At 62.7% G+C, this 10,265-nt stretch carries 13 protein-coding genes; 6 read left to right on the top strand and 7 right to left on the bottom strand.

The window, feature by feature from the left end:
• Nucleotides 1-175 precede the first annotated feature (175 nt).
• A complete protein-coding gene (locus tag SSPSH_RS10965) occupies nucleotides 176-622 on the top strand; it encodes a protein tyrosine phosphatase family protein (protein ID WP_006914452.1) in 447 nt (148 codons plus the stop codon).
• Nucleotides 623-670: 48 nt separating this feature from the next.
• Here SSPSH_RS10965 and SSPSH_RS10960 read toward each other — a convergent pair whose 3' ends face one another.
• The 3 genes from SSPSH_RS10960 to SSPSH_RS10950 form a co-directional block, all read right to left on the bottom strand.
• Nucleotides 671-1,597, bottom strand: a complete 927-nt coding sequence (locus SSPSH_RS10960) for a 2-hydroxyacid dehydrogenase (RefSeq protein WP_006914453.1) — start codon at nucleotides 1,595-1,597, stop codon at nucleotides 671-673.
• A gap of 146 nt (nucleotides 1,598-1,743) precedes the next feature.
• The gene (locus SSPSH_RS18995) at nucleotides 1,744-2,130 is read right to left on the bottom strand and encodes a DUF2267 domain-containing protein (RefSeq protein ID WP_006914454.1); all 387 of its coding nucleotides are present in this window, start codon (nucleotides 2,128-2,130) and stop codon (nucleotides 1,744-1,746) included.
• A gap of 167 nt (nucleotides 2,131-2,297) precedes the next feature.
• The gene (locus tag SSPSH_RS10950; RefSeq protein ID WP_161627831.1) at nucleotides 2,298-2,480 is read right to left on the bottom strand and encodes a hypothetical protein; all 183 of its coding nucleotides are present in this window, start codon (nucleotides 2,478-2,480) and stop codon (nucleotides 2,298-2,300) included.
• 287 nt (nucleotides 2,481-2,767) lie between these two features.
• Between SSPSH_RS10950 and SSPSH_RS10945 the strand changes: the two genes are divergently transcribed.
• Nucleotides 2,768-3,589: an MBL fold metallo-hydrolase gene (locus SSPSH_RS10945; RefSeq protein ID WP_006914456.1), complete on the top strand. Its 822-nt coding sequence runs from the start codon at nucleotides 2,768-2,770 to the stop codon at nucleotides 3,587-3,589.
• Nucleotides 3,590-3,644: 55 nt separating this feature from the next.
• Entirely contained in the window at nucleotides 3,645-4,640 is a 996-nt protein-coding gene (locus SSPSH_RS10940) for a hypothetical protein (protein ID WP_006914457.1), read from the top strand.
• 21 nt (nucleotides 4,641-4,661) lie between these two features.
• On the opposite strand, the gene SSPSH_RS10935 is transcribed toward SSPSH_RS10940, so the two are convergent.
• Nucleotides 4,662-5,111 (bottom strand): CBS domain-containing protein, encoded by a 450-nt coding sequence (locus SSPSH_RS10935; RefSeq protein WP_021031695.1) that lies wholly within the window; start codon nucleotides 5,109-5,111, stop codon nucleotides 4,662-4,664.
• Between the two features lie 239 nt (nucleotides 5,112-5,350).
• A complete protein-coding gene (locus tag SSPSH_RS10930; RefSeq protein ID WP_006914459.1) occupies nucleotides 5,351-6,868 on the bottom strand; it encodes an acetyl-CoA hydrolase/transferase family protein in 1,518 nt (505 codons plus the stop codon).
• Between SSPSH_RS10930 and SSPSH_RS10925 the strand changes: the two genes are divergently transcribed.
• On the top strand, nucleotides 6,839-7,660 hold the full coding sequence (locus tag SSPSH_RS10925) for a hypothetical protein (RefSeq protein WP_206772391.1): 822 nt from the start codon (nucleotides 6,839-6,841) through the stop codon (nucleotides 7,658-7,660). The two genes, SSPSH_RS10930 and SSPSH_RS10925, sit on opposite strands and share 30 nt — an antisense overlap.
• A gap of 123 nt (nucleotides 7,661-7,783) precedes the next feature.
• Nucleotides 7,784-8,062 (top strand): peptidylprolyl isomerase, encoded by a 279-nt coding sequence (locus SSPSH_RS10920; RefSeq protein ID WP_006914461.1) that lies wholly within the window; start codon nucleotides 7,784-7,786, stop codon nucleotides 8,060-8,062.
• A 121-nt stretch (nucleotides 8,063-8,183) separates the two neighbouring features.
• Here the strand turns inward: SSPSH_RS10920 and SSPSH_RS10915 are convergent, their stop codons facing one another.
• The gene (locus SSPSH_RS10915) at nucleotides 8,184-8,807 is read right to left on the bottom strand and encodes an IMPACT family protein (protein ID WP_006914462.1); all 624 of its coding nucleotides are present in this window, start codon (nucleotides 8,805-8,807) and stop codon (nucleotides 8,184-8,186) included.
• Between the two features lie 188 nt (nucleotides 8,808-8,995).
• Nucleotides 8,996-9,340 (bottom strand): hypothetical protein, encoded by a 345-nt coding sequence (locus SSPSH_RS10910; protein WP_152522796.1) that lies wholly within the window; start codon nucleotides 9,338-9,340, stop codon nucleotides 8,996-8,998.
• Between the two features lie 141 nt (nucleotides 9,341-9,481).
• On the opposite strand from SSPSH_RS10910, the gene SSPSH_RS10905 reads away from it, so the two are divergent.
• On the top strand, nucleotides 9,482-10,210 hold the full coding sequence (locus tag SSPSH_RS10905) for an SHOCT domain-containing protein (protein WP_006914464.1): 729 nt from the start codon (nucleotides 9,482-9,484) through the stop codon (nucleotides 10,208-10,210).
• The last annotated feature ends 55 nt before the right edge of the window (nucleotides 10,211-10,265 follow it).

The raw sequence follows: 10,265 nt of genomic DNA, 5'->3' as shown, positions 1-10,265 counted from the left end.
CGGGGCGTAAGCGCCGGTCGCAAACCGGGCGCGCCAATACGCGCCGCGTGTTCGTCGGTGTGGCCGCGCTGGGACTTTCACATTGCCCGATGGTAAGTATCATGTCGGGACACTGAATCACGGCCCGTTGATCGATAGCGCACGCGCATTCGATGCATCGGCAAGAGGAAAGCACATGGCGGATTACACGGAAGGCCTTGCAAACGCGAACCGGTTCGAACCCGGCATCATCACCGCCGGCCAGCCCACGGCAGCGCAGCTCGAAGCCGCACAGGCACAGGGCGTGAAGACGGTCGTCAATCTGCGGTCGGACGGCGAGATGAAGGACTTCGACGAGGCGGCGCTGGTGAAGAAAACCGGCATGAACTATGTGCATATCCCGGTCGCCGGCCCGAACGATATCAACGAGGCGAACGCGCGCCTGTTGGACGAAGCGCTCGTGCCGGGCGCGCTGCCGGCGCTCGTGCATTGCGGCAGCGCGAACCGCGTGGGCGCGCTGATCGCCTATCGCGCGCGCTTCATTCAGCACAAGAACGATCACGAATCCATGGGTCTCGGCATCGTCGCCGGGCTCGATCCCGATGGGTCGTTGCTCGACGCGGTGGCGCAGAAGATCGGCTGACTTTACGCGCGCGGTGAACGCAGGCTTTTGGGCAGGCGTTGAGTGGCGTTACCCAACCGGTGTCAGCAGCGTCCGCCCGTCGAAATGCGCGCGCAGGTTATCGACCACCAGCTGGCCCATGGCCAGACGGGTTTCCACCGTGGCGCTGGCGTAGTGCGGCGCTAGAACGACGTTATCCAGCGTGCGCAGCGCGTCGGGTACGTTCGGCTCGTCGGCGAGAACGTCCAGGCCGGCGCCGCGGATTCGGCCTTCGGTCAACGCTTCGATCAATGCGGGTTCGTCCACGGTCGTGCCGCGCCCGATGTTGACGAGAATGCCCTCGGGGCCAAGTGCGTCCACCATCCGGTCGGTTTCGCTGCCGCCGGGCACGACCACGACAAGAAAGTCGCTATCGGCCGCGAGCGCGGTCGGGCTGTGGTAGTAGGTGTACGAGACATCCGGATTGATATGGCGTTGGTGATACCCGATGGGCATATCGAAGGCCGCGGCGCGTTTAGCGATCGCCTGGCCGATGCGCCCAAGCCCGAGTATGCCCAAGCGCTTGCCGCTGACTCGGCGCGCCAGTGACAGACCCTTAAGCCAGCACCCGGCTCGTACATTGCGATCGGCCAGCACCAGCTGACGGGATGTGGCCAGCATGAGCATGATGGCGGCATCGGCGACGTCGTCGGTGAGCACGTCGGGCGTATTCGTGACGTGAATGCCGCGTTTGCCAGCGTAATCGACATTGAGCGCGTCCGTGCCGATACCCGAGGACGCCATGATTTCAAGCCGGGGCAAGCGCTCTAGCATCTCGATTTGCGGCGCTTGGACTGCATTGGTCGCCACGCCGCGAATCCGTTCGCCTACTGCGTCGATCATCATCTGGGCTTCGTCGGCCGCCTCGGGCAGGCAGTGAACGGTAAACGAAGCCTCCAACTGGTCGAGTACGTTCGGCGGCATCCGCCCGGCGACGAGAATATCCGGATGACTCATCGCTTGGCCTCAACAAGCGCGCGGCCAGATGGGCTCAGGTTTGGCATGGGTACGGCAGCAGTTGGAAAACCACCATGCTGCCGGCTTATCGCACGACTGGCGAGCCAACGTGCGGTCGTTGCCGCACGTTGGCAGCCACGGGTCGGTTAGCTGGCGAGCAAATCCGACAGTTCGCCCGGCAGATCGAGCGCGGTGTTCTTGGCTTCGCCTTCGCTAAGTGCTTCGTTGAGCGTGCGGGCGACGGCGCGCGCCAGCGCTTCCACGTCGGCCTGTTCCAGCTCGGCGCGAAACATCAATTTGGAATAGAACTCTTCCAGGCTGATGGGCACGTCGGTTGTTTCGCTGCGATTACCGCCGGCGATGACCGCGTCTGATATCTCGTCCGGCAGTTGGGAGGCCATTTCCTTGGTCTGGCCTTTCGGCAGATGCTCGCACAGGGTATCGAGCGTGATCAGCGTGCCCTGATGGACAACGTCCGGATCGAGCTGCGGACAGGCGTCATAAACGCGGGCGATGAAACGATCGGTTTGCATATTGAACGTCCTTGTTCGCGGCGGGATCGGGCACGCGCCGGTGGGAATATGACAGCCACCTTGGACGGCCCCGGCTGCCCGTGAAATACCGATAAATCCTGAGGCGCCCATATTGGTTGTCAGATAAGCGCCGGCCAGCAGCGAATTAGGATACGTCGCGTGTGTTGCTAGCGCTTGGGGCGTCGCCCGCCGCTGTTCAGACATGCCGCCATGCTCGCGTACGGCGTGTAATGCTTCGTGCGCGAATAGTAGGTTGTGCCCACGGCATGACATATACCGTTCTTGCTCTTCTTGACCGGCGGGCCGTCCGCGAAGGCGGTCGCACTGAAAGCCAGGGCCAAAGCGAACATCAGGGCGATCCAGAGTGGGCCGATCGGCAGTTTGATCATCCGTTTCGCCCCGCGTTGTGTGATGCATGCCTCATCCGTCATTTGAGGCAGCAAACGCCCTTGAAGCAAGTACCGCGTGCAGCCGGCATTTCGCGCACCTTGTTTTCTTAGGGATGGAAATGCGCGCCATTCAGCGTTGTCGGGCCGTGGTGAGAAGGCAGCCGCATAACTACGGATAGGCGCGCCGGTTCTCCAGCGCGCAAGGTAGGCGATCCGAAAACAGCTTCGCGCAAGTTCAGGAGTCGCTCATGCCGTTCAATCCGCTACACGACAAGACGCTGCCGGTTACATCGCTGCGCAGCGGTGACGGTCACGAAGTGCTTGATGACGTTTACTGCCTGCCGGTTCAGATCGTGAACGTCTATTTCGTGGGCAGCCCGGCGTCACCCGAGGACTGGGTGTTGGTCGATGCCGGCATGCCCAAAAGCGAGGATACGATTCGAAAAGCCGCCGAACAGCGTTTTGGCGAAGGTGTGCCGCCGCGGGCGATCGTACTCACGCACGGGCATTTCGATCATGTGGGTGCCGTTGTCGAACTCGCGCAACATTGGAACGTGCCTGTCTATGTGCACGCTGACGAACTGCCGTTTGTGACCGGGCAGAAGGCCTACCCGAAGCCGGACCCGAGCGTGGGCGGTGGCATGGTGGCCCGGGTATCGCCGTTCTTTCCGACCGAGCCCGTCGATCTTGGCGAGTATGTACGCGCGTTGCCGGATGACGGCACGATCGCCGAGCTGCCGGGCTGGCGCTGGGTGGCCACGCCCGGCCATACCCAGGGCCATGTGTCGCTGTTTCGCCAGGCCGACCGCGCACTGATCGCCGGCGATGCGTTCGTCACCGTGCAGCAGGAATCGCTGTACAAGGTGTTTACGCAGCAGCGTGAAATCAGCGGTCCGCCGCGCTATCTCACCGAAGACTGGCCCCAGGCGAAAGCATCGGTCGAACGCCTGGCCGCGCTGGAACCGTCCGTGGCGATGACTGGGCATGGCATGGCGATGGGCGGCGATGAGCTTCACGAGCGTCTGAAGGATCTGGCCGAACGCTTCGACGAACTCGCGTTGCCGGATTGATGCCCGTGCGTGAAGCCGCGACCGGGCGGCCCGCGCAACCGATATGAGAGCGACGATGCAGCGTAACGATTGGCAATCCGTCAGGTTTGGGCTGGCGGGCGGCGGTGCCGTGGATTGGGCGATGAGCCATTTCCTGCGTGCGGGCAACAGCCTGGTCGTGACCGGCTTCTGGCGTAGCGGCACCACGTTTTTGCTGGAACAGTTGACGCAGCTATGGCGTGCCAAACCGGTGTTCGAGCCCTTTCAGCCGGAGCTGGCTGCGTATCGCGCGGTACTGGACAAGATCGTCCCGGCGAATATGGATCGCCGCGATACCGATCTCTATCTCATGCCGTATGCGCTCGACGAGGCGCTGGCGCAGTACGTGAGTCGGGGGCTGTGTTATCGCATCGTCGATGTTCGTGTTCAGCGATCGCGCTCCAATCTGAGCGCGCATGGCCGGCGGCCGCGCGCTGTACCTCAGATCGCCATGCAGCATGGCTTGGCAGCGCGTCCCCGTGTGGTGGCCAAATTCGTACGCGGCGCCTTGCTGGTACCGGCGTTGCGCGAGCGCTTTGGCCTGTCTGTCTACCATATCCGGCGCCGGCCGCATGGCGTGCTCGCCAGCTACAAGAGCGCGCGGTGGAACGACTTCCAAGCCGAGCGTATCGGCCTGCGCCGACTGTTGCTGGATATCGACGACGGGCGTGCGGCGTTCTTCGAGCCGATGGCGGCGCTGATCGACGAGCTCGACAAGGGCGACGCCAACCAGCGACTGATCGCCTACTGGGCATTCACCGAAAAATTCGTGGATGCCCACGCCGAGCACTACACAATGATCCCGTACGAAGCGCTGGCGACCGGCGCGTTCGATCTCGCCGAACGGCTGGCGCATGACGGGGTGGATATCCGGGGCGCTCGCCCCACCGGCTTCAACAGCAGCACGACGTCGGCCCATCGCGCACATCTGAGCGCGCGCGAGCGTATCGAGAGCTGGCGCGATTCGCTGAGTACCACTGAGATAAGCCAGGTCGACGATATCGTGGCGCGTGTCGGCGTGGCGTTGCCGTAACGATCGCGGCGAGCAGGGCGGTCAGGCCAGCGAAAGCTCTTCGGCTTCCAGCCGGTCGACGAACACGCGCACATAATCCACCAGCGAGAGAATGCCCACCAGCGTGCCGTCGTCGACCACCGGCAAGCTCACCTGGCGATAGTTGAGCAGCAAACGACCGGCTTCGACCAGCGGCGTATCGCTGGACACGGTGTTGAAGTCGGGCTCGAGTACCTGCGATAGCGGTATCTGGGCCAGATGGTGGTCGAGTTGTGCGTAGCCGTGCTGATCGGTAACAGTAAGCACCTCGCGCAGCACATTTTTCTGTGTGGCCAGACCAATCGGTCGCCCGGTGTCGTCGAGTATCGGCACGTTGCGAATCTGGTGTTCGCCCATCAGTTCACGAACCTCGAAGAGAGTCTGGTCGTCACGAAGGCTGAGGACGCCCCGGGTCATGATATCGGCCACGCGGGCGCGAGTTGCGTTGCTCATGGGTGCTGATGTCTCCGACGGCGGCGTATTCTCGGGCGATCGCACGGCTGCGATCCGACCGGCCTGGGTGGGGCCGCTTGGGCTCAACGATGTCTGCAAACGGTGTCTTGAATCAATAGCGGCAGCCCATCGCGCCAGTGGTTGTGGTGCGACGAGCGATCTATCAAGCAACTATCGGCCGCGATGTCGCGAGCGTTAGCCAAGCGCGGATCATCTTGGCAAGCCGGGCAAACGCGTTGCTATGTCGGCTGGTCGACCAGCGCGCGCATGGAGCCGTCGCGTTGCGCGGCCACATGCCATGCCAGTGCCTGCTCCAGGCAATGCGGCGTGTGCCCGCCGCGTGCACAGGCATTGTCGAAATATGCCGCCAGTGCCGGGCGGTAAACCGGGTCTGCGCAGCGATCGATGATCACGCGGGCCCGCTCGCGCGGGGCGAGCCCGCGCAGATCGGCCAGCCCATGTTCGGTGACCAGAATATCCACATCGTGCTCGACGTGATCTACGTGGCTGACGAAAGGCACCACGCTCGACAGCGCGCCGCCCCTGGCGGTCGATGTGGTCACAAAGATCGACAGGTGGCTGTTACGCGCGAAATCGCCCGAGCCGCCGATGCCGTTCATCATGTGCGTGCCATTGATATGGGTCGAATTCACGTTGCCGTAGATATCGAACTCGATCGCGGTATTGATGGCGATCACGCCCAGCCGGCGCGACATACCGGGATGGTTGGACAGTTCCTGCGGCCGTAAAACCACCCGATCGCGATAGCGTTCGAGGTTGTTCCATACCTTGGCTCCGTAGGCATCGGATAGCGTGATCGCGCTCGCCGAGGCAAAACGCAGCGTGCCGTGGTCGAGCAGTTCGAAGGTGCTGTCCTGCAGCACTTCCGAATACATGGTCAGATCTTCGAACGGCCCGGCCATCAAGCCGTGCAACACGGCATTGGCGACGCTGCCGATCCCGGCCTGTAGGGGCATGAGCGACAAACTCATCCGCCCCGCGGCCACTTCGCTTTCGAAAAAGCCGATCAGATGCTCGGCAATGCGTTGAGTGGCTTCGTTGGCGGGCGTGATATCGGCCGGGCTGTCCTGCTCCTGCGTGAGCACGATGGCCGCGATCTTGTCCGGGTCGACCGGAATATAGGGCGTGCCGATACGTGTATCCGGCGCGCTGATGGGAATCGGTTGCCGGCCGGGGCGCTTGGCCGGCACATAGATATCGTGGAGCCCGATCAGCGCCTCGGGCGCGGCGACGTTGAACTCGATGATCACCTTGTCCGCCTGGGCCGCGAAGCTGGCGGAATTGCCGACGGACGCGGTGGGTACGATGCCGCCGTCGGCGGTGATCGCCACGGCTTCGATCACCGCGATATCCAGCGCGCCGAGCTGGTCGTGGCGCAGCTGTTCCGACATTTCCGACAAATGGCTGTCGACGAACATCACCTCGCCGCGATTGATTGCCGCCCGCAGGCGCCGATCCACCTGAAACGGCATACGCCGGGCCAACACGCCGGCATCGGCCAGGATGCCGTCGGTATCGTGGCCCAGCGATGCGCCGGTCATCAGCGTGATCTGGAACGGTTCGTGCTCGGCGCGGCGGGCCAGCGCCAGCGGCACCTGTTTGGCCTCGCCGGCACGCGTGAAACCGCTCATGCCCACGGTCATGCCATCGTGGATGAGTGCGGCCGCCTCGTCGGCGCTTTGCAGGCGATCGCGCCAGCGGGGCAGTTGGCAGCGTTGGGCGGCGAGTTCGATCATGGACGCGATTCTGAGGGCAAACAAACCGCCATTTTAGTCGATGGGTCTGTCACCCATAGAGACGGTCTGTCGCTCGCGTTTCGTATTTGGTTTAAACCGCGACTACGGCTAGATTACGTGGTACCGACGTCGACGAGCTGGGGTGGCTCCAAGGTGCGGCGGGCGTATGCGTATTCATTGGGGGAAAAGATGTTTGTATCCACTCGACGGCCAAGCCGTCATGTCCTGCTGTGCGGATTGATCGCGTTTGTCATTCTTTCGGGCGGCTGCGCGACCCACGTTGCGAATGACTATCCGCAGTATCTTCAAAAGAACGCCGGCGATTCGAACCTGTCGTCCACTGACCGGGCCTCGGCATATTATCTGACGCCCCGAACGGCCGATTTGAGCTACGAATTTCGAGCGTTCAGTACCGGTGTAGCCAACAAGTGGGTCGTGGATATCGGCGAAATGCTCGACGATACGCTGCAGTCGAGCGATGTGCAGGCAGCCTTCAACGGGCTTCGCAAGACAGCGGACCCGGCCGCGACAACAGGCGGACTGCTGACCTTCGCGTTACAAACATATTCATTCAACGATTTTTCTGCCCAGGTTTCCATGCGCGTGAGCTTGCAATCGGCTGGCCGAGAACGGCTGTCGAAGGTGTACGAATCGAGCGGCAAATCGCAAATGGGCAAAATGATGCTTGCCGGCGCATTCGGCCAGAAAAATGCCGTTCAGCAATCCACCAAGGCAGCACTCGATGACATTCTTCGGCAGTTGATCGCCGACATTAACGCCCTGCGCGATTAGGCATACCCGGGACGGGTTCGGTCGAGACATGGTCGGGCCCGTTTGGCGGCGCGTACCGGCGGCCGTCGGCGCTGAAATTGCCGTACTATGGCGGGCCTATCTTTCAAAGCAGGAGTATCTGCCATGGCCAAAGCCAGCGCCCGTCATATTCTCGTCGACAGCGAAGACAAGTGCCTCGAACTCAAGAAAGACATTGAAAACGGCAGCGATTTCGCCGAAGTCGCACGTGAGCATTCCTCATGCCCGTCCGGCCGCAAGGGCGGCGAGCTGGGCACCTTCGGCCGTGGCCAGATGGTGCCGGAGTTCGATGAAGTAGTGTTCAGTGCGCCGATCAACGAAGTTCAGGGCCCGGTGAAAACCCAGTTCGGCTACCACCTGCTGGAAGTCACCGAGCGCGGCTGATGCCGTCGGGCCGCGCGGCAACGGTCGGCCCCGATTTTGCGACGACGGCTTGCTTCAGCTGCGCGGCCCGGGGCTGTGCCTGAAGCGAGTCGGTCGGCGTGCAGGTAGGGCGTAGCGCGCGTCATGTCTGTGCTTCAGAGCAGAGCAAACGCCCATTGAGCCGCGCGTCCAGTTCTGCCAGTGGCGTGCTGGCATCCAGCGGCCAGTCGACGGCCAGCGTGACGCCCTCGGCGTGATACTCGGCGTCGACGATGTCGCCTTCGTGTTCCTCCAGCCATGCCCGAGCGGGTTGCTCGTCGGCGAAGGCCAGCTGCAGGGCCAGACGCTGCCGTGGCACGTATTCGCGCGCGGGCAGATCGGCCAGTAGCGCGCTCACTGTTTGTGAATAGGCCCGCGCGAGGCCGCCGGTGCCGAGCTTGGTGCCGCCGAAATAGCGCGTGACCACGCAGGCGATCCGACCCAGACCGCTGCCTTCGAGCACCTGATACATCGGCCGGCCGGCTGTGCCGCCCGGCTCGCCGTCGTCGGCAAAGCCGATCGCCTGATCCTCGCCCGGCGGGCCGGCAATATAGGCCGAACAATGATGCGAGGCATCGGGATAGCGCTCGCGTGCCAAGGCAATCAACTGCTGGGCGTCGTCCACGCTGTCGATGGCCGCACACCAGCCGATGAACTGGCTTTTTTTAACTTCGAGCGTGACCTCATACGGGCTATCGATCGTCGCGTACGGCATGCGAAAGCGCATGAAAGCTCCCGAGAGTAGTCCGGTGCCGTGTGTTGCACGGCGATGGACCGATGCGCGTATTCCATCATAGCTGCCCGCGCGTCACATACCGGATTCAAAAGCGCGGAACCCGCATGCCGTTGCGCACACCGCTTGAACCGAGCCGCGGCACCGTTTGGCACGGCGGCCGCTTTGGGCTAACCGTCGACTCAGGGCGATGCGCGCGGCGGGTTGCGTACGGCGATGGCTTCATCGTCTTCGCGGACTTCGGTGGCGACTGCGTCCGGGTCTGCGCCTTCCTGACGGCGTTTTTTCGCGTATTCGATTTCGTTGTCGACCGGGTCGCGCTTGAGAGCCGCGCCGAGCTTGCGCACGAATAGGTTGTCTGCATCGAGGTCGTTTACCTGATCCACGATGCCCGCGATGTAGTGCGGGTGCCAGTCCGCTTCACACAATGTCTGCGCGACGGCGCGTGCAGTGTCGTTGTCCAGTTCGTAGCCGAGCGCGCTGTTGACGCGGGTGAAGCAGGCCTCTACATCGGAATTGTTCGCCAAAATGAATCGCCGGGATGCGTAATATGTTCGATTGCGCGCGATAGTATGTCGCATGTCTTAAATCGCGCGATCTAACGAAAGCTGACGACCCCGCTTCGGCTCTAGAATGAACGCAATAACTCATTCGGCTGGTGACGCACCATGATCGATTCTTATGCAAACGGCCTTCTGGACGACTATGCCGAACGGTTCGGCTTCAACCTCCCGGCCGTGCAGCATCTCTGGGAGACGGTGGCCCAGGGCGGCGGCGATATGGCGATGTTCGACCACCCCGAGTTCGCCGGGCCGGGGCAGTGGATGCGCGGCGGCCTGATCATGATCACCGAGCCCGGCAATCATGTGCTCAAGAACCGCATCGATGCGTTGTGTAACGAGTTGTCTCGCCTGTATCGAGAGCGTGGCGATGCGGCCCAGCCCGGCCATCGAAGGATCAACGCCCATGCGCGGGCATGGGACACGGTGGCCGTCGAACGCGAAAACTGGTGGCCGGCCGAACTGGGCGAGCCTGCGGCCGTTGGCGAACAGAACCAATTGGCCTATGCCTATTTCGATGCGGCCCGGCGGCTTGCGATCCGCCGCGGCAAGCGGGTGACGCTCTACGAGACGGGCACACATCGCATAACCGGCGTAGCGCAATCGCAGTATGAAGACGCGAGCGACGTGGTGTTCACCAGTCAGATCGGCGAAGTCGCCCTGGCTGAATTGGCGCAGGTTCCGTCGAACACGGAGGCTGAATCGGCGGCGCCTGCTGGTTCGTCGAGCAGCGATATTCTCGATGCGCTGGAGCGTCTGGGTGAACTCCAGCGTCAGGGCGTGCTCACCGAGGCCGAATTCGCTGCCAAGAAACAGGTGCTGCTCGCGCGTTTGTAGCTAGCGTGCATCCGTAGCCCGGCTGTGGCGTAGCATGCAGGCCTACCCGAAGCCG

The organism is Salinisphaera shabanensis E1L3A (genome assembly GCF_000215955.2).
In the GTDB taxonomy this organism is placed as follows: Bacteria; Pseudomonadota; Gammaproteobacteria; order Nevskiales; family Salinisphaeraceae; genus Salinisphaera; species Salinisphaera shabanensis.
This window is presented reverse-complemented; position numbering and strand designations above follow the sequence as displayed.

What these genes read in the sequence shown, in the direction of transcription:
- SSPSH_RS10965 (WP_006914452.1), top strand. Translation starts at nt 176, where the DNA reads ATGGCGGATTACACGGAAGGCCTTGCAAACGCGAACCGGTTCGAACCC.
- SSPSH_RS10960 (WP_006914453.1), bottom strand. Translation starts at nt 1,597, where the DNA reads ATGAGTCATCCGGATATTCTCGTCGCCGGGCGGATGCCGCCGAACGTA.
- SSPSH_RS18995 (WP_006914454.1), bottom strand. Translation starts at nt 2,130, where the DNA reads ATGCAAACCGATCGTTTCATCGCCCGCGTTTATGACGCCTGTCCGCAG.
- SSPSH_RS10950 (WP_161627831.1), bottom strand. Translation starts at nt 2,480, where the DNA reads ATGTTCGCTTTGGCCCTGGCTTTCAGTGCGACCGCCTTCGCGGACGGC.
- SSPSH_RS10945 (WP_006914456.1), top strand. Translation starts at nt 2,768, where the DNA reads ATGCCGTTCAATCCGCTACACGACAAGACGCTGCCGGTTACATCGCTG.
- SSPSH_RS10940 (WP_006914457.1), top strand. Translation starts at nt 3,645, where the DNA reads ATGCAGCGTAACGATTGGCAATCCGTCAGGTTTGGGCTGGCGGGCGGC.
- SSPSH_RS10935 (WP_021031695.1), bottom strand. Translation starts at nt 5,111, where the DNA reads ATGAGCAACGCAACTCGCGCCCGCGTGGCCGATATCATGACCCGGGGC.
- SSPSH_RS10930 (WP_006914459.1), bottom strand. Translation starts at nt 6,868, where the DNA reads ATGATCGAACTCGCCGCCCAACGCTGCCAACTGCCCCGCTGGCGCGAT.
- SSPSH_RS10920 (WP_006914461.1), top strand. Translation starts at nt 7,784, where the DNA reads ATGGCCAAAGCCAGCGCCCGTCATATTCTCGTCGACAGCGAAGACAAG.
- SSPSH_RS10915 (WP_006914462.1), bottom strand. Translation starts at nt 8,807, where the DNA reads ATGCGCTTTCGCATGCCGTACGCGACGATCGATAGCCCGTATGAGGTC.
- SSPSH_RS10905 (WP_006914464.1), top strand. Translation starts at nt 9,482, where the DNA reads ATGATCGATTCTTATGCAAACGGCCTTCTGGACGACTATGCCGAACGG.